The 20,431-nt window shown below is 41.8% G+C and carries 8 protein-coding genes and 1 pseudogene; 3 read left to right on the top strand and 6 right to left on the bottom strand.

From position 1 onward, the window contains the following. Position 1: 1 nt before the first annotated feature. From IHE35_RS04665 to hemE, 5 genes and pseudogenes are all read right to left on the bottom strand, one after another. Positions 2-399: pseudogene (locus IHE35_RS04665) on the bottom strand (GGDEF domain-containing protein); the annotation flags it as partial. Between the two features lie 47 nt (positions 400-446). After that, positions 447-2,333, bottom strand: coding sequence for a DUF4105 domain-containing protein (locus tag IHE35_RS04660; protein ID WP_242789507.1), 1,887 nt, complete (start codon positions 2,331-2,333; stop codon positions 447-449). Between the two features lie 62 nt (positions 2,334-2,395). Further along, the gene (locus IHE35_RS04655; RefSeq protein WP_242789506.1) at positions 2,396-2,866 is read right to left on the bottom strand and encodes a DUF3015 family protein; all 471 of its coding nucleotides are present in this window, start codon (positions 2,864-2,866) and stop codon (positions 2,396-2,398) included. Between the two features lie 121 nt (positions 2,867-2,987). Further along, positions 2,988-3,803, bottom strand: a complete 816-nt coding sequence (locus IHE35_RS04650) for a DUF817 family protein (protein WP_242789505.1) — start codon at positions 3,801-3,803, stop codon at positions 2,988-2,990. A 10-nt stretch (positions 3,804-3,813) separates the two neighbouring features. Next, positions 3,814-4,884, bottom strand: coding sequence for a uroporphyrinogen decarboxylase (gene hemE, locus IHE35_RS04645; RefSeq protein ID WP_242789504.1), 1,071 nt, complete (start codon positions 4,882-4,884; stop codon positions 3,814-3,816). 198 nt (positions 4,885-5,082) lie between these two features. On the opposite strand from hemE, the gene IHE35_RS04640 reads away from it, so the two are divergent. The 3 genes from IHE35_RS04640 (at position 5,083) to IHE35_RS04630 (ending at position 8,448) form a co-directional block, all read left to right on the top strand. Further along, a complete protein-coding gene (locus IHE35_RS04640; protein WP_242789503.1) occupies positions 5,083-6,306 on the top strand; it encodes a L,D-transpeptidase in 1,224 nt (407 codons plus the stop codon). Positions 6,307-6,469: 163 nt separating this feature from the next. Then, the gene (locus IHE35_RS04635; protein ID WP_242789502.1) at positions 6,470-7,168 is read left to right on the top strand and encodes a pirin-like bicupin family protein; all 699 of its coding nucleotides are present in this window, start codon (positions 6,470-6,472) and stop codon (positions 7,166-7,168) included. A gap of 311 nt (positions 7,169-7,479) precedes the next feature. Beyond that, on the top strand, positions 7,480-8,448 hold the full coding sequence (locus tag IHE35_RS04630) for a class I SAM-dependent methyltransferase (RefSeq protein ID WP_242789501.1): 969 nt from the start codon (positions 7,480-7,482) through the stop codon (positions 8,446-8,448). 184 nt (positions 8,449-8,632) lie between these two features. Here IHE35_RS04630 and IHE35_RS04625 read toward each other — a convergent pair whose 3' ends face one another. Then, positions 8,633-19,954 (bottom strand): ESPR-type extended signal peptide-containing protein, encoded by an 11,322-nt coding sequence (locus tag IHE35_RS04625; RefSeq protein ID WP_242789500.1) that lies wholly within the window; start codon positions 19,952-19,954, stop codon positions 8,633-8,635. Positions 19,955-20,431 lie beyond the last annotated feature (477 nt).

Genomic DNA, 20,431 nt, shown 5'->3' with positions numbered 1-20,431 from the left:
TTTAGGTTAGTGATGGCGTATTCAATACTCGTGCATCCGGGTCATTTTTTGCCAGATATACCCGATTACGACCGGTATTTTTCGCTGCATATAAAGCTGTATCAGCAGTATCCAGAAATTTCTGGTAGTCTGGATGACCATCATAAATCACACAACCAATACTTACAGTAAACTTGAACTGCATCCCCTATACAGTCGTGATGATACCCGCTTCAATAAATTTACGGATATTTTCTGCGATATTCATGGCACGGCGTTGATCAATATCAACCAGCAACAATCAGAATTCTTCACCACCAACCCGGAAAGCATAGTCACTGCCCTGACTGTTTTTTGCAATCCATCTGCAATAAATTTCAGGGCCAGATCACCCGCTGCATGACCAAATTTGTCGTTTATTTTTTATTTAAATCAGTAACTTTTAGATATTTTACTCGAAACTTCACTTAAAAATAGTGAATATAATGAAGGTGCAATGCCTGCCAGTCCACACTACCCTGCTGCTGGTATTGCCATCCAATCCGAATGGCATTTTGCATATTCAGGCTATATTGCAGCTCTGTATTCAGGTTGAGCATCCATTGCTGACTGTCATGCCAATAAGGAAGCTCTATCTGTACCAGACTATTCATTCGGTCCGTCCAGATATTCTGACAGCCTGCTGTTGGCCCCAGACCTGCACGCCAGCCATCATCAAGTGCTTTTCCTGTCTGCAAATGCGTTTGTAATTGCACATAGCATAAATGTTCACGTTCGGCATTCGCCCAACTATAGCCCCCCTGCACCTGAAAATTGGCTACACCATGCTGCTGCTCAGTACTGAACCCGCCTTCCCGATCAAGAGCTTCCTGTTTCCAGCCCAGATTAAAGCCCCAACTGAGCGGTGTTTTAAATGCTGTAATCGGATTATAGGAATTAACATCTAAAAGGTCGAATGACTCTAATTTTATTTTGTCATGTCGATATTGAATTTGACCATCTAGTAACTTGAGTTGTGTCCCTATTCGATATCCGCCTTGGGGATCGATTAAATCGTGATAAGCCTGACGATGCCCTATTGTAACAACATCATCACCTTGCACTTTACCAACACCTACTGAGATTTTCCGTGCATGGTGACTATCTACAGGATCAACTTTAGGCGTTGCTAAAATAGCGCGCTGTTTATCAAGATCTATCTGGCTGCGGAGTATTAACAACTGTCTTAATTTAGGTTCAGCGACTTTGGGATCAATCTTGCGACCAATCAATTGCAAGTAAAGATCATCATATGCCATTTCTAAAGTTTTGGTTTGATCTTGTACTGAATAGGATTTTAGGAAAGATGTAAATTCACTACGGTCTTTTTGTGTTAATGCATGTGCAGCTTTTGCCAAAGAGTAACCATGTTGGTTTGCTTGAGCATTAAGCTGGGTTTCTAAAGCAGGTCGATATTCAACAGAATGAATCAGCTGTTCATCCTGAATCGCTTTAATGGTTTCAATCGGGATTGCACTGACTTTAAATCGTTGTTGTAAATTCGCTTGTGGACGAACTAAATCGATTAAGCCCAGTAAGCGATAGGCGCAGTTATCATTAATGAAATAATAAGGAAACTGAACATGCTTTAATTCCCATATATGTTTCACTAAAAACCGGGTTTCTTGCTCATTCAATGCAAGTTCATATTCCCATAAATCACGACTTTCAAAATCGCCATATTCTTTTACTTTGCGATAATAAGGCATTAGAGAATATTCACCGGGATATTGCCCGGTCAAGCCTTTCCATGCATAAGACCAACTTTGTTCCCCTGGGACAGTCGCTGCATAATTCACGGCATAGGAAACCAAATTCAATTCTTTTTGATTTTTAGGATCTAATCTTAATAAAGTATGTCCAAACATCGAACTTGGATTGCCCATAAAATCCGTTGCATAAATTAGAGTCGCTTTATAAGGCTTAATTTCTCCAATCCATGCTGTAAATTCTGAACACTCAACATTTGGCAATTCCGTAAGAGGAATCTGTAGTTTTTGAATCAGAAATTCACTTCTCGCGGGAAATTTACATCGGATGGATTGGTTATTTTCAGCTTTGACAAATAGTGCTGCTATATTCTGCTTTAATTCTTGTTCTAGATGAGTCTTTCCATTTTGTGCATAGAAAAAGCCTGCATAATCTACTTCACTATTTTTTTGTGGTGTAGCATAGAGTAATCGTTGCCATACAGGATCATTGACCAACAGTAATTGCGTTGCTTTATCTTGATAATGTTCACTGATCGTGGTTGATGCAGAAATAAAAGAAGAATGAAATAAAAGAAAAAAAAAGAATATGGATTTAGGCTTCATAGAATGACATTGTATTTTTTAGATGGAGAAAACCCTGCCAAAAGACAGGGTTTTGAGACATATTAAACGTATGCTTTTAAGACATCATCATTTGCCATAACTGCTTGTAAAGAAGCGAGCACTTCTAATGAAGTTTGGTTTTCTGCAGAATAAATTGTCCCGAAGTTTTGTTTAGAAACTGTGAAGAAACGTGCTTTGTCATCTGCTTTAATGTTTAACAATTCTGCTAAAACATTTAAGCTTTCGCCTTGGCCTACTGCCATATCACGCGCTAAAGATTCTGCATTTTCGTTGGTAAAAGTTACCACTTGTGCAGTTACTGTACCAGTACCGCTACAGCCTAATGTTCCAAAAGTAATACCAAATAATTGGTTCGCAAAAATACCATTTGTTGTTGCTGCCAAGATTTTTGCAACCTTACCAGATTGGCCTGCCCAAACTTGTGAACCGATACCACAACCTGCATCACGGTCAGCAAAAGCAGCAGTTGATCCTAAAGCAACAACAGCAGCAAGCGCGATTTTTTTAAACATATTCATTACTCCTGACAATTTATGGTTTGTCTTTCTAATTCTAAAGTGTCTTTTAATCGACCAATTCAGATTATCTTGCATTTCAACCAATTGCAAAATAATTTCTACCAAAATGAAAATTTTATTCTAAACCCATGTATTGTCTTAACGTCCAGCGACCGGTTGAATCGCGATGGCCAAGTATTTTTAAAACGAGAACAAGACTTAAAAGTAACAATAAATACCATGAGCCGAGTTTGCCCCAGCCCACCATATGCCATTTCTCTACCTGACTTGGATAGAGCCAGATCTGATAAAAAGTACTAATGTTTTCGGCAATCCAGATAATAAAGGCCAGCAATACCAAAATCGGCAACATCGGCAACTGAAAAGCATGCTGATTCAGCTGAAAGCGAATTTGTGTTTTCCAGAAGATCAGCGCACTCCAGATAAATAGAAGAATACGATAGTCTGGAATAAAGAACTTGCTCATGAAGTTAATATAGGACAACACGGCCAGTGCCATCATATTGGCAAAACCAGGCAAGCGATTAAAAGAAACCTGAAACAGACGCAATGAACGGGCGAAAAAACTTCCCACAGCCGAGTACATAAAGCCTGCAAACAAGGGTACGGTTAAGATCTTGAAAATGGCGGGTTGTGGATAATGCCAGGAAGCGATTGCTGGATGGGTTAGAAAAATTTCCATGCCCATCGCCAGGATATGAAATAACGCGATGACTTTGGCTTCTGCCCAGGATTCTAATTTGGCATACAGCAGAATGACCTGAATAATCAGGGCATAAAATAGAAGATAGTCATAACGGTAGAAACCATAAAACAGTTCACTCCCCATTGAAGCGCTAAAAGCAAAAGCCAGCAGGAGTAAAATCCCAAATAAGGCAGCCGAAGCTGCCTTATAAGAAAATTCAAACCCTGATTTAAATAGGTCGATCAAGGTTTACATCCTAAAGATATTTAGCGCTGTACTCATGCACGGTATCAATAAACGCTTTAGGATGGGCTGGATCTACCCATTGTGTAATGCCATGTCCAAGATTTGCCACATAACCGGTCTTTTCACCATTGGCATATGCATCATCCAGCATCAGCCGGGTAGCTTTAGCAATCGCCTCTGGAGAACCATATAAGGTTGCAGGATCAAGGTTGCCTTGTAGTGCTGCACGACCAGCAACAGTCTGACGGGCAACATTCAACGGCGTAGTCCAGTCCAGTCCAAAAGCATCTGCACCTGTGGCTACCATTGGCTCAAGCCACTGGCCACCACCTTTGGTGAACAGGATCACAGGGATCTTGCGGCCATCTTTTTCACGCTGCAAACCTGCGACAATTTTTTGCATATAATTAAGTGAAAATTCGATATATTCACGATGCGCTAGTGCACCACCCCAACTATCAAAAATCTGTACCGCCTGAGCACCTGCATCAATCTGGGCATTCAGGTAATCAGTTACCGCATCTGCCAGACGTGCAAGTAATGCATGCAGCACTTCAGGCTGTGAATACATCATTTGTTTGGTAAAGCGGAAATCCTTGCTGGAACCGCCTTCCACCATATACGTCGCCAGTGTCCATGGACTGCCAGAAAAACCAATTAAGGGAACTTGTCCACCCAATGCAGAACGGATCGTAGTCACCGCATTCATGACATAGTCCAAATCTGATTTGGCATTGAATGCTGGCAGATTCGCTACATCTTGCTCAGTACGTACAGTTTTATGAAACTTAGGACCTTCACCGGCTTCGAAATACAGGCCCAGACCTAATGCATCCGGCACAGTCAAAATGTCCGAAAATAAAATGGCAGCATCAAGTTCATAACGGCGTAGCGGCTGCAAGGTCACTTCACAGGCAAATTCGGTATTCTTGCAAAGAGACAGAAAATCCCCTGCCTTGGCGCGTGTTTCACGGTATTCTGGTAAATAACGGCCTGCCTGGCGCATCATCCATACGGGTGTAGTATCTACAGGTTCACGCAACAATGCACGCAGAAAACGATCGTTTTTTAAGGTCGTCATTCACATTACCATCAATCTTTGACATTCAGGACATCATAACAAAAAGCCTCCATTTTTAATAACTTCACATTACTTTAAAAATCGATCATCATAAGTAAAGAGTCAATGGTGTCACAAAACAACTACTGCATCTCCATAGTTTTTCTGTAATACTTATTACGTTATTTAAATAGTTTATGAATAATTAGGTTGAATTACATGTTCGTTCGCACAATGCTCGCCATGAGTTTAAGTTGCATTATTGCAGGTACTGCCTTCGCTGCTTCTGCTACTGAACAGCCATTAAATCCCAAAAAAGTAGCGACCGATGTTGCGGTTCAAGACCCGATCGATCCGCTTGCTACAGAAGCATCAGCAGCCCAATCTACAGATACCCCTATTTCAGCTCAGGAACAAAGTGATCTTACTCAGGCTTCTGAGACACTGGATGATCTGCAGGCATCTGAAGACCAAAATGCTGATATCGGTGCTGCCCCAACAGCAGCTGCTAAAAGCACTTCTGCTCATGCCAACAAAGCATCCTGGACGCTAGATGGTCTGAATAATGCTGAATGGTATGAAAACATCGGTAAAGGTCAGTTCCCTGTGTATGCACGTGCGCATGTCATGCTGAATAATGCTCATGCTTCGCCAGGTGCAATTGATGGAACCAGCGGTAAAAATACCTTAAAAGCACTTGCATCTTTCCAGCAAATGAATGGCATCAAGCCGACCGGTACATTAACCAAAGAAACCTGGGATAAGCTGGTGAAATTGCAAGCGTCTAAGCCTGCATTTGTCGAATACACCATTTCAGCAGAAGATCTGAAAGTACCTTTGGCAAAATCAATTCCATCAGATTATGCGCTACAAGCTAAAATGCCTGGTTTGTATTACACCAGCATGTCAGAAATGCTTGCTGAAAAATTCCACATGGATGAAGCGTTCCTAAAACAGCTCAATCCGGGCGCGAACTTCAGCAAAGTAGGCCAAAAACTTCTGGTTGCCAATGTCCGCAATAACCTGCCAGAAGATATTCATCTGATTGTGGCGCACAAAGGTGCCAAACAGCTGTATCTGTTTAATAGCAGAAATAAAATGATTGCCTCTTTCCCCGCGAGTATTGGTAATACCAGCACCCCTTCTCCGACGGGTACTTATAAAGTGACAGGTGTGGCGCGTAATCCGCATTATAGCTATTCACCTTCTAACTTTATTCAAGGCAACAACACCAAACCACTTTCATTGCCACCTGGTCCGAATGGTCCGGTTGGTAATATCTGGATTGGTCTGAGCAAGAAATCATTTGGTATTCATGGTACGCCAAATCCATCGATGATTTCCAAGTCTTATTCACACGGTTGTATCCGTTTGACCAACTGGGATGCCAATGACCTGGGCCGTAAAGTGAGGTCAGGTGTAACTGTCCGCTTCCTGGAATAATCAGTTCAATATAAAAAATGCCCGCTTTCGAGTGGGCATTTTTATGCTTCAATAAAATTCAGATCGTTGCAAAACTGCAATGATCTGTCGCATGGATAGGCTTTTTATAAAATAAGTACAACGCTAAGATAGGCTCATGTTAAAAAAATAGATGAGATGAAAAATGGATGCTTTCCTGCATAAAAGCGAAGACCGTGGTCACGTAAAAATGGGCTGGCTGGAATCTAAACACAGCTTTTCATTTGGTAACTGGTATAATCCTAAATATATGGGTATTAGCGCACTGCGTGTGATTAATGATGACTTGATCGATGCTCGCCAAGGCTTTGGTCAACACCCGCATGACAATATGGAAATCCTGACCTGTGTACTTAAAGGCACCATTACCCATCAGGACAGCATGGGCAATCACGGCGGGATTTTTGCTGGTGAATGGCAACTCATGAGTGCCGGTACAGGTGTTCGCCATAGTGAAATGAACCAAGGTGATGAACAGGTACATTTGCTACAAATCTGGATCATGCCAAACGAGCATGATGCACAACCGAACTATCAGCAAATTAAGCTAGATCCACATGAACAACCGAATCAGTGGCATCTCATTTGTGGTCCAAATGACAATGCACCGATGCATATTCGCCAGAATGCTGAAGTGAAAACTGCTGTGATCGAAAAAGATCAAGCTTTAACAATCAAAGCCACTCAGCATATTAACTATGTGCATGTGATTTCAGGTTCAGTACAGATTGCCGAATACACAGTCAATGCAGGTGATGCAATCGCTTTTCTGGATGAAGTGGACGTGAGAGCTTTGGATGAAGCTCATGTGATCTGGTTTGATTTGCCGGAAGTCAAGGACTAAGATTTTTATCACTTTTAGTTCTAAAGGGCTATTAATCTGCAAGGTGAATAGCCCTTATTTTTATATAGCTAACTTATTTCTATCTATTCAAACTGATTACAGACAAAAATAAATCATACCAATCCACAGCACTTCTTTACCTAAGTCCTTGCCATTTTCAGCGAATATCAAGCTTAGCCATTTTAAGCAAATGTCTATCACGCACGAAGCAGCTTAGCAGTTTACCATGACTACCCTTCAAGTCATTTCTCATTAAAAGCTCAACTAATTGATTACTTGATATTTTCTAAGAATCAGAAGAGAAAACCCTTATGAACCAGATCTTAGATATAAAAACCAGCCAACAGCAGGCTTTACTTTATTTATTAAACTTCTTAAAACAACAAGACTATCAATTTACTGCAATTACTCCACTTTCCCATCAGCGGATTCTGAATCGCAAACAAAATGATTTAAACACAGAAATTACGCTAAAGGATATATTTGGCTGGAATCTTGGATTTAAAAAAACAGATCTTGATCCTGCTCTTTTTTCCATACTTGAAGAATATCAGCTTCTACAAGTTCATGAAAATCAATATGTAAGTCAGGTACGGGTAGCTTCACTCGATAATGAATTATTTATTCACTCTGCTTTTCCAACCATAGAACAAGATGCAGTATTTTTTGGCCCAGATACTTATCGATTTGCCTATCACTTGAAGCAATATCTGACGAGCCGATCTAATCCATTGAAACGTGCGGTTGAATTATGTTGTGGTACTTCGGCAGCTGCCCTCAGTATCGCAAAATATTTCCCAGATTATGATGAATTGGTTGTCGCGGATCTTAATCCGAAAGCCCTGTTATATAGCCAAATTCATATCGACTTTGCTGGCTTTAAAAAAATCCATCCAGTCCATAGTAATTTATTTGCAAATCTGCAAGGTCAGTTTGACCTGATTTTTGCCAATCCCCCTTACTTAATCGACCCCCATCAACGTCAATATCGGCATGGCGGTGATGAGCTAGATGGCAATGCACTCTCTTTTCGCATCATAAAAGAAGGTGTTCAGCATCTTAATCCGCATGGATGTTTATTCTTATATACAGGCGTTACCGTTACTCAGGAGGGCAATCGTTTTTTAGAGCATTTAGAAAATTTAATGAAACAGTATAAAAATATCCGCTGGTCTTATGAAGAGATTGATCCGGACATCTTTGGAGAAGAATTAGAACAACCGGCTTATCAGCATGTGGACAGGATCGCTTTGGCTTTAGTGAAAATTGAGGTCAAATAATAATATTGTCATTAGGAATATAACTTACTGTCATTAAAGCTATTTATTTAATGGGTAAATACTCAGGAAATATATAAATTTTTATAAGAACTCTACAAAAGAACATAACTCTTAATTATTGATATTTTAAAGATTTATTTTTAATAAAAAACCGGCCTAAGCCGGTTTTTTATTAACTCATCTTTTACCAGTTCAGTTCCAAACCGATACTTCCGCCTTGATCACTCGAACTTGATGAAGCATACTTGCCATAGTACTGACCAAAAATGGACAGATTGGTAATAGACGTCATCTTGAAGCCCACATTCATATCAAAACTATTACGTTGCGGTTCTCCACCTTGTGTCCTGAAGATATAACCAGGAGCAGACACAAAACTTGCATCCATTTCTCGTGTGCTAGACAACTCATGACTCAATGCAAAACGCGCATATGGCTGAATCACACCTTCACTAAAGACAAAGTTTTTATCAAACTGTGCTCCGATGAACAACGGCGCGCTGTAGACACTCGACTTTTCATATTGTAAAGCCAATGGATCTGTACTTTCTCGCGCCGACTCGCGGAATGCTTTTGAATCAAGTTGGGTATACTGCGCTCCAATAAACGGAGTCACATTTATCCCATCCAATTCAAAGAGACGCCCCGTCTCTAAACGCAGGCTGTACGCATCTGCCTTAGCTTCACCAGTCAGATTATTTTCAACGCCTGCGACTTGAACAATTGGATCTAGAGCGGGATCAATGAATGCATAACGATTGACTTCGGTTGAAACTCGATCATATCCGATCAATGCTTTTACGTATGAATCCTGGATACGATGTGAAGCGAATATATTCACCCCTTCAAAGTCCATCAAACCTGTGGTTAAACGGTCCTGAACTTCGTATTGAGTTTTACCATTGCTATATGCCACACCAATCAGCGTATTCGGTGTCACAGCAACATCTAGCCCTACCATGGTACGATAGCTATCACTGTTCACATTAGCCATGCCTGAAGATGTTTTGCCACGTTGCTCCTGCTCACCATTGTGACCTGCGAGCCATAAGCTCCATTTATTGTCTTCCAGACAATTTTTCACATCTGTACGTGCAGAACCAGCTTCATTTTCAGCTGAACAGCTGACTGTAGCAAATCCACCATTTTGATCATGTACAGATTTTGAACGCCAAAAATCCATATGCGTTGAAAGATCTGACATTACCCCTGCATTTTGCGTGAAGTATAATTGTTGGCTTGCGACAACACCTTCACCACTCAATAAATTATAAGTGTCTTGTAATGCTGCCAGGTCAGGTCGATAGAATAATGGAGCTGCAACAGGTCTAAAGGTTGCTACTTCATTTAACTGAATCTGATTAATGGCTTCACCGAGACTTAACCCATTTTTACTTAAGCCTTTTTGCGCAAAATCAATTTCAGCAACAATCGCTCCACGACCATCAATGACACTACGGTTATATTTAGCGACAGCTGAAGCAACCGCATCCAGCTTTAAAGCACTGATATCAACTGACTTGGCATTGATAAAATCAAGCACAAAATCACCAGGTTTCACGTAACCAGAATCCATAATGTTGATAGAGAGTTCGCCATTGAATATCGCATCTCCTGAGACATTCAACACATCATAGTTAGGTGCGCTCGTCGCTAACACCCCTAATCTTGCATTTGGATTGCTGACTGCAGATTTAAAATTCCAATCCCAGAAGAATGTGCCATCTTGATTCTGAGTAAAGTCTCCAGTGAGGTCTGTCTGACCTACAAGATTAACGCCAGAAACAGCCCAATTTGCAGCATTTTGAGCAAGTCCATTAACAACGATGGAATTGCCTGAAAGTATCCAACCATTGTCCGTATTATTTAAGGCATTTTCTCCATGACCTAGGTTCAAATTACCCGTAATAAAACCAGTGTTATTAATCGTGTCTTCTGCATTGCCTGCTGTAATAGCATTGGCATTTAAGAATCCAATATCAATCAAATCATGTTGACCCAATAAGTATTGGCCAAAGTGATTATCTGATGCTGATCCTGTCAAAATACCCGCATTATTGATTTCATTATTTTGACCATCAATTATTCTAATAGCAGCACCATCAGCTGATCCACCACGAATGAGAGCATCTGCAGTGTTGTTAATGATAATTGTGCCTGCATTATAGCCAGTACTTTGAGCCAAGATCCCTTGCGAACCGACACCAGTCGCGACAATACTATCATGCTGATTAATGATGATTTGACCTGACGTACTGCCTGTTAAATCATTGCTACTCAGCGTAGCGTATCCAGTCACTTCACCATCTTCATCGATAATATTGGTATATCCACCACCATTTGCAATCGATTGAGCAATGATACCATGAGCATAATTACCCATCGTCGTAATGCCCGTTGGTGTTTGCTCGGTGTCTGCTGCCTCAAGTCGTGCTGCGTTTTGAGTACCAACCGTAATATTGACATTCGCACTATTACCTTGACCATTATTTGCTGACACATTGCCATTTACAACACCAGCAGCAAAACCACCACCGCCGCCAATAGATTGGGCAACAATCGCTGATGATCCATTGGTTGTCGTTTTAATGTAACCCGTATTTTTTACATCAACTTCTTTAGCATCGCTTCCAGTGTTATTCGAGCCACCAAGTACTAATTGATTACTCAGACCAGTCACACCACCGCCACCTGCAATAGATTGAGCAATAATGGCTTGTGATAATTTACCTATTGAAATCAGATTACCAGCGTTTAGGACGTCAACGTTACTCGCCAAACCTTGAGCATCTTCTGCACCAAGTTGGGTAAATTGTGCAATTTGATCAATACCACTAGTGAGACCACCACCACCACCAATGGATTGCGCAACAATACCATTAGAGTTATGACCTAATGTAAATACATCACCTAAATTAGTAACTTTTGCACTACCTGCTTGACCAAATGCACCACTAGACGCACCTGCCACAATTAACCCAGCACTACTGCCTGATGTGCCACCACCACCTGCAATGGATTGTGCAACAATTGCATCAGAAGCATCATTGCGTGTAATGACAACACTGTCAGCTCCTGTGTCGACTGAAACTAATTTACTATTACCACCGGCAATTTCACCATGCATAAGCATATCGTTGATTAATGGAGCAGCCCAACCAGACAATTTATTGGAAATAGTATCTAACAGATCGAATGGCTTGAATAAAATTTTGTTTACACCACTTCCCAATCCTATAGAGGCAATTTTTTCACGAAATTCATCTGTATCATAGCCTGCTGTACTTCCACCTTGACCACCACCACCGCCAATAGACTGTGCCAAAATACCTTTAGATGCTAAACCTGTTGTTTCAATAACTGACTGATTGAAAACATTGACTTCATCACCATCACCACCACTAGAGCCATTACCACCAATTGATACTATTGCACTTTTAGATTCACCATCTTCTTTACCAGCATCGCTACTACCACCGACACCACCACCACCACCAATGGATTGCGCAACTAACGCCGATGACGCTTCACCACTAGTAAGTAAATGTGAGAAATTATTGACTAAAACTTTACCGCCATGCCCTGCTGCAGCACCAGCTCCACCAATAGAAATCAATCCACTAGCAGAACCACCGATACCACCGCCGCCACCGATCGATTGGGCTAAAATCGCAGAAGATATTTTCCCTTTAGTAGCAATGACAGTTTCTTTATCTGATGATCCTGTCTTGACATTAACTAGACCGCCGTCTTGACCAATAGCATTTTCTAAATTCGCACCCAACCCATTGATAATACTGGTTAGAGAACCGCCACCTAAAGCTAAAACGGCTTGCTCGACACTGCCTCCAGTACCACCACCACCGCCGATAGATTGAGCTAAAATACCTTCAGATAAGTCACTTTGCGTAAATATTGAGCCAGTATTAACAACATTCACGGTATTTCCTTTACCCGCCATAGAGCCAGCGCCACCTATACCAACGAAGGCTTTACCATCCGAATCGCCACCGGCACCGCCGCCGCCGCCAATCGATTGAGCGTATATACCACGTGAGGCATGGCCAAATGTATATAAATCTAATGCATTACTTACATTGACTTCGCCCCCATCGCCACCATCACCGCCATCACCGCCAAGTGCTAAAAGTCCGCTTGATGCTTTTTTCAGGGTTATTTCATGTTTTTTTGGTACAGTTATTACATTTCCATTTTCATCCGTTTGTTGTTCTTCACCGTAAGTAACGCTGTAAGTTAGTGCTGGCGTGCCACCTGTAACAGTTCCGCCAATACCACCACCCCCACCGACAGACTGGGCAAAGATTGCATCTGAGAAAGCACCTTGAGTCTGAATGAAATTTTCTAAAGTAAATTCTGTCTCATCTGTAGTTTTAAATACAATTTTTTCAGCATCTTCTTTAATTGTGGTTTTAATATTAACCGTTCCACCATTACCCGCTGAACCCTTGATTGCATCAGATAACTCTATACCTAGGAAATCTAATTTATCCTCGATAGAAGCCACTAGATCACTTAATTCTTCTTGGAAAGCACCGCCACCAACACCAATTTTAGAGCCATTTACATCCCCACCATTACCGCCGCCGCCGCCAATGGATTGCGCAAAAATACCTTTGGATTTATCACCAAGAGTTATAATTGAATCAATATGATTAATATTGATATCTCCACCATTACCTCCTGATCCGTAATAACCACCGATACCTACCGATAAGGTTGCACCGTTCATATATGGTAATTGCTCTTGACGATCTGTGATTGATTTACCACCATCACCACCACCACCACCAATAGATTGAGCATAAATACCATGTGACGCCTGACCTTGGGTACGAATCACGCCATTATTATTAACGAATACACTATTAGCATGATTGCCTGAACCACCTAAACCACCCACACTAGCTGAGAACATTTTAGGTGGTGTAATAACGACACCTTTCGATTCGAGAGCCTCTTTACACTGATCATTACAATCAAATTGAACTGACATGGTTTCAGAGTTTCCTCCATTACCACCACCACCACCAATCGATTGAGCTTGAATTGCACTTGCATTATCACCTAATGTGGTGATCTGACCGATTTGCGTAACTGCAACCTCATCAGAAGTATTTCCATCACCACCAAAACCACCTAATGCAAATGTGAGCGCCAATGTCGATTTCGGCTTTTCACTGATTTGAACAGTTGGTAAAGATAATGTCCCTGCAAAAGCACTTCCACCATCACCACCACCTCCGCCAATGGATTGGGCAAGAATACCTTGTGATAAATGGCCTGTTGTAGATAAATCACCCACATTCGTCACGATGACTTGATTCCCTTGACCACCATCTCCGCCCCAACCACCAACAGCACTCGTGAGGACGTAATTATTTTCGACACTCAGTCCTTTAATATTAAAGGCAGCTGCTGCACCGCCATTACCACCACCACCACCAATCGATTGGGCTTTAATAGCCTGGGATTTAATGCCATATGTACTTATAGAGCCTTTATTCCTAACATCAACATTTCCAGCAGATGCACCTTCGCCCCCCATGCCACCTAAGCTGAATCCGACTTGAAAAGCATCTGCTTCGGCGACATTCGCACTGATTGCTATACCACCATCACCTCCGCCTCCGCCGATAGATTGTGCATAAATCCCAACAGATTCGTTTCCTTCAGTTGAAATATGACCTGTGCGTTTAACCATGACTGTATCGGCTGTATTTCCTTCTCCACCAAAGCCCCCAACTGTAATATTGGCTTGGAGTGATACTTCATTTGAAGAAAGTGAGCCTGATACAGCAAAACCGCCGTCACCACCACCACCACCGATTGACTTGGCGTATACGGCATGTGAATTGTCGCCCTTTGTAATGATGTGACCATTAGAGTCTACATTCACTTCACCTGCGGTATTCCCCTTACCGCCATCACCACCTAAGGTTAGCCCAAGATCAATGCCCATACCTTTTGTTGCATCAATATCGATCTCTAATGCATTTCCGCCACTGCCACCACCGCCACCAATCGATTCAGCTTTGATTGCAACCGCATTTTTACCTAAGGTAACGATGTTGTCATAGCTTTCAACGACTACATCACCAGCAGAGTTACCTTCACCACCATCACCACCTACAGTCACACTAGCGGATAAGGAATTTGTTGCTCCACTGCTATAATTGAGTGAAAGATTACCGGCAAATCCACCTTGTCCACCTCCGCCACCAATGGATTTGGCATTAATTCCGTGCGAAAGATCACCTTGCGTCAATATGGTGATTGGGTTAGTTTCAGAAATATCTAAATTTAATTTTTCAAGATCATGTAGGTTGTTTGATTTCACATACACATCATCAGCTTCATTACCTTTACCGCCACCGCCACCGACACTAGCAGTCAAAGAAACTGATTCTACAGTGGTGCTAGCACCTGCCAAGTTAAAAGATGTTCCACCTTTACCACCATTGCCCCCAATAGATTCAGCGCTAATTGCACTCGAGTTCTCACCCGAAGTATGGATATGGGTATTTGTATTTTCAACAACAACGGTGCCTGCCACACCACCATCACCGCCACCACCGCCACCACCGCCAACGGCAACGCCTAAGTTCGTCGTGCTTTGACCAAATGCTAAAGCACCATTAATGCTTAATCCACCTGTCCCACCATTACCACCAATCGACTGAGCGACAATTGCATCTGCATTACTGCCAGTTGTAACGATATTTTTAATTGAATCAGTAGTTGCAGTTTTTTTCCCCACGTTGACAATGACATTATTTAAATTTTTTTCTCGCTCTAACTTCTCAGTCAAAATTGATGCTAAATAGTTTTTCCAATCGCCCTCGTATTGATCTACAGTTGTTAAAACGCGTTTGGCTTCAAAATCATTAATTGGATTAATAGTTGTGAGATCAGTACTTCGCCATTGACTCTGATCAATGTGAATAACATTTTGATTTTCTACGAGTTCATTTCCCTTAGCATCGACCCTGTTCCCCACTTCATTCACATTGCCCTGAGCTGTCACAACGTAACCTTCTGATGTCACCTCAAAACCTTGATCGTTATACCGTTTTCCTGCAACTAGATAATTACCTTTCTCATCTCGCTCGCGCCCTTCAGCATCAACAATTTTACCGTCATTTAAAATGAAGTGCCCGTCGGCAGTGATTTGATATCCATTTTGGTCTATATAGCGACCTGAACCATCAAGTTCTTTTCCATCCTGATCAACTCGATGACCACTTAAATTTCTATATATTTCTTGACCGTTTTGTAGAAATACAAAATGTCCATTTGCATTCTTAATATCTGTTCCATCTTCTTTCTTGAATGTAGCGATACCGCCACCTTCTCCACCTACAGATACAGATGCATTAACACTTACCCCTCGAGAATGAGCCAATGTGCCATTAATCGCATTACCGCCATTACCACCATTACCATTGATGGATTGAGCTAAAATTGCATGAGAGAAATCGCCAGAAGTTGAAATATTACTATTACTATTTACTACAACACTTTGGGCAGTTGCACCATTGCCCCCATCGCCACCAATACTTGCACCTAGATTGACAGATGATCCACCGCTTGCTGCGACAGAAACACCTAAGGACATACCGCCTTGCCCCCCTGTACCACCAATAGATTGAGCTGAAATAGCAGTTGAGTTTTCACCTGAGGTGCTAATATCTCTCAACGAATTAACAATAACTTGACCTGCTGTACCACCGTCTCCACCAGTACCACCCACGCCCACATTTGCAGCAATAGCACCAGCTTGTGAAGCACTCAAACTAAATGCTCCAGAAAAACCTCCACTGCCACCACCACCACCAAGTGACTGTGCAAGTAAGGCATTTGAGTTATCACCTTGTGTTATAACGGTATTATGACTGCTTAGTTGGACGAGTTTTGCAACACCACCTGTTCCACCTTTTCCGCCAACTGCAGTGCTAAGTGCTACAGATGGTAGTCCACCTAAATTAACGATTCCTGCCAACGACCCTGTCGCGGCCACCCCTAATGCCATACCACCATTACCGCCATCACCACCCATAGACTGAGCAGTTAAAGCATTAGCGTTATCACCTTCAGTATATATTTTGTGATAGGAGATCAAATTTACTTCGTCGGCATTCCCCCCTTTACCTCCCTGACCACCAAGAGCAATACCAGCAGCCACACCACCATCCGCATTTACATTTACCCCGACACCAATTGCATAGCCCGCATTACCACCTGAACCACCAATTGACTGCGCTAAAACAGCGCCCGAGTTATTTCCAAGAGTCGCAATAATTCCATCAATACCTGTGGTATCGTTTCCGATTTGCACATCCACTTTACCGGCCGTTCCACCTTGGCCACCAGTTCCGCCAACACCGACACCCGCACCAGCCATAGCAGAACCTGATACACCTATGGCATTACCACCATTACCCCCATCACCCCCAATTGATTGCGCAATAATGGCTGTGGCATTATCTCCTTCAGTGATTATTTTTTTTGCACGACTGATAACGCTAGCGTTTTGAGCTGCTCCACCTATTGAAGATTCCCCCCCAATAGATAATCCTCCACTAAAACCACCTAAAGCACCTGTGATTGCTGTACCTGCATGACCACCACTTCCCCCAATAGACTGGCTGATAATAGCTGATGAGCTCGCACCTGATGTAAATATGTCTGCACTATTGAGAACACTAGTATTATTACTTGCTCCACCCTGACCAGCCTCACCACCCAGCCCTATAGCTGCTGCATATAAACCACCACTAAAGCTATAGGCAGCGCCACCCATACCTCCATCACCACCAATCGATTGTGCAACGATAGCTGATGAGTCTGCGCCTTTCGTTTGAATGACACTATTATTATTCACTGTCACTGAGCCTGATGTACCACCTTGCCCCCCTTTACCACCTAAGCTTAATCCAAGGCTAAAACCAACTGAACCTGCTCCTGATCCAGCCAAACCAGCCTCACCGCCAGCGCCACCAATGGACTGTGCAACTACTGCGGCTGAACGATCACCCTCTGTATAAATATCTCCACTCAAGTTCTCGACAGTGACATCTCCAGAGGTACCAGCACTTCCACCTTCTCCTCCCATAGAAAAACTAATACTGAAACCGTCTCCGCCAGTTGCAGAAACAGCATATCCAGCATTACCACCACCACCACCAATAGATTGTGCCTTAATTGCATTAGAATTATTGGCATATGTCGAAATAACTGAAGGTACGTTTTCAGTATTGCCATTTTTAACTAATACATCACCTGCATTACCACCAGCACCACCTTTACCACCAAAGGCAGCACTTACAAATGCTCCAGCACTTATGGCTTTACCACCATTACCACCACCTCCACCAATGGATTGTGCCAAAATGCCAATAGAGCCCGCATGCAAAGTGGCTTGCTTCCTTTTTAATTCATTTTCGTAAACAGATTGCTCTTGACCATCCAAGCTCTCTAATCTGGTTTTTTCTTCAACTGTTAGTAATGATTTATCAAGCTTAAAATTCGTATAGATCTGCCCTTCATTGGAAACGACAACATCACTACCTTGTCCGCCTTTACCACCATTGGCACCAAAACTTACTAGACCTGCCGCTAAACCAGCATTACCGCCACCGCCACCAATAGATTGCGCAACGATTGCATGCGCAGCATCACCTAAAGTTTCAATACGACCAGCGGATTTATTGACTATAGTGACTTTATTAGCATCACCACCACCACCACTGGTTTTATCGTTATTTTTGCCTTTTCCGCCTAAACTTACAATTCCAGCAGTTAAACCTGTATTACCGCCGCCACCGCCAATAGATTGCGCTAAAATACCATGTGATGAATCACCTTCTACGTTTAGAAACCCTGCATTGGACACAGACACTTCATCACCATCACCACCAGTTCCGCTTGATGATCCAAGTCCAACTAATCCTATTGATTTACCACCATTACCACCACCGCCGCCAATGGATTGAACAATAATTGCATTGGACTGCTCGCCTTTTATCGTGATTTGTGCCTTAGAATCGACTGATGCTTTTTGTGCGTTTCCTCCTGTTCCGCCCTGACCACCAATACTTACAATTCCGACACTATTTCCACTCGCACCCCCAGCACCACCAACTGATTGAGCTAAAATTCCGTTTGAAAATGCACCATTAATATGGATCAGAGTATCTTCATCTGCAGCCACATGAACATTACCAGCTAAACCTGCTGTAGAACCTTTACCACCTTGACTTACAACACCAGAAGCATTCCCGCCTTTACCGCCATTACCCGCAACACTTATTGCTGCGATACCTGTCGAATAATGATCGTTAATGACTATATGTGTATTTTTTACATCAGCTGAGGCATTTCCACCATTACCACCTTGTCCACCAGCTCCACCTTTTGTATCAATATCTATTTGGGCTGATCCACCATTTCCCCCTTTACCACCTTGGGAAAGTGCATATATCCCGATACTTCCTTCATTTGTCAGGCGACTGTAATTTTCTCGAATATCTCGTAATTCAGCATCTTCTTTTATAGAAATATAGAGGTTTTCAGAAATGATCTGTGTAGCCGCTGCATCCCCACCGTCACCACCTTTTCTCCCACTTCTTGCAGCTTGTCCATCACCACCTTTTCCACCATCACCACCTTTAACAATAGAAAAAACTGCCGCTGGGTGTTGGGATGAGGAGGATAATGTGCTGTTTGCCAATGTAATTTTTTGTCGAGTTCCATCTTCAGCAAAACCTTTTACTGTTGTCTTATTTGGTATAATTACATTAGCTGCACTCACCCCCTCTGACGCATCACCTTCTACAAAATTCCAATCATATTCAGGTACGTTATACACATTATTATCATCAGCATCTTTAGTTATGACTAATGCAGTCGTACCAATACACTTAGGTGGATTATTATCCGAACTCTTTTTTGCATAAACCTTTATCTTCTTTTCACCCACTGTTTCATTGGATAAATCAGAAACAAATGAATATTCATAAATCTCATTACCTTTTGAACTATCCTGATAGTTTATAATGACTGTCCGTGTGTTATTTTTCAGATCATAAATCGGTTCTGAAGGTTCACCAATAATGGTAAGCCCTTTGCTTGAAACATCCCCTCCAGAATCTCCACGTTTCGGGGCTCTTAAAAAACCATTTCTACCATTAGAACCTTTTTCAGCAGCTATGATTGAGCCAACAGGATTTACGGTTGGTGCATTGATATTGATGGTTACATCTAGATCATTAATGTCATTCGTATTTGCTGGGTTTCCCCCTTGATTAACTACAGGTGTTATTGCTATTGCATTGGTTGGAATAACAAGTGACATTGCCACACTAGATAAAATAATAGTAGATGCCAATTTGGATGTTGATCTTTTCCCTTTTCTTTTTACATTTTCAGCTACTGCAACCCACGCCCCTAAAGTTTCATTCCAAATAATACGGTAGATGTGATTCATGACTTCTATCTCATGCAACGACTTCCATCTCAATGTCAATTAAAAAATTAATAAAAACAGAATCTTATATTAATAAAATTGACGAGATTAAAATGCAGTCCTAGTTAACTCAATCCAAACACCTGTTACAAAAGTGCATGGTTTTCCTATCATGAATTACATCAATCAAAAGAAACTTTACATATCCCTGAAAATTGGTATTTTTCAAAATTATTCATCTGATTTAGGTCATGTTTAGAACACTAAATGCCCTCTAAATCTCCCGTCAAAATCGGAAAAATTTTCGGTCAGTTAAAAGAAATGACATTTATTCATTTTGATGTTTCCCAGTATTTATTCCTCTTATAACCAAGCGAAAATGTTAGTAGTGTATTGCGCGTATAGAATGGAATAAAGAAATTTGAGATTTGTTATAGGAAATAATGCATAAATTGTAGGTTAAAAATATCCACTCTGAAGTATTAAAAATATTTGTCA

It is taken from the genome of Acinetobacter sp. ASP199, from assembly GCF_022700675.1.
Taxonomy (GTDB): Bacteria; Pseudomonadota; Gammaproteobacteria; order Pseudomonadales; family Moraxellaceae; genus Acinetobacter.
This window is presented reverse-complemented; position numbering and strand designations above follow the sequence as displayed.

What these genes read in the sequence shown, in the direction of transcription:
- IHE35_RS04630 (WP_242789501.1), top strand. Translation starts at nt 7,480, where the DNA reads ATGAACCAGATCTTAGATATAAAAACCAGCCAACAGCAGGCTTTACTT.
- IHE35_RS04625 (WP_242789500.1), bottom strand. Translation starts at nt 19,954, where the DNA reads ATGAATCACATCTACCGTATTATTTGGAATGAAACTTTAGGGGCGTGG.
- IHE35_RS04635 (WP_242789502.1), top strand. Translation starts at nt 6,470, where the DNA reads ATGGATGCTTTCCTGCATAAAAGCGAAGACCGTGGTCACGTAAAAATG.
- IHE35_RS04655 (WP_242789506.1), bottom strand. Translation starts at nt 2,866, where the DNA reads ATGTTTAAAAAAATCGCGCTTGCTGCTGTTGTTGCTTTAGGATCAACT.
- IHE35_RS04640 (WP_242789503.1), top strand. Translation starts at nt 5,083, where the DNA reads ATGTTCGTTCGCACAATGCTCGCCATGAGTTTAAGTTGCATTATTGCA.
- IHE35_RS04660 (WP_242789507.1), bottom strand. Translation starts at nt 2,333, where the DNA reads ATGAAGCCTAAATCCATATTCTTTTTTTTTCTTTTATTTCATTCTTCT.
- hemE (WP_242789504.1), bottom strand. Translation starts at nt 4,884, where the DNA reads ATGACGACCTTAAAAAACGATCGTTTTCTGCGTGCATTGTTGCGTGAA.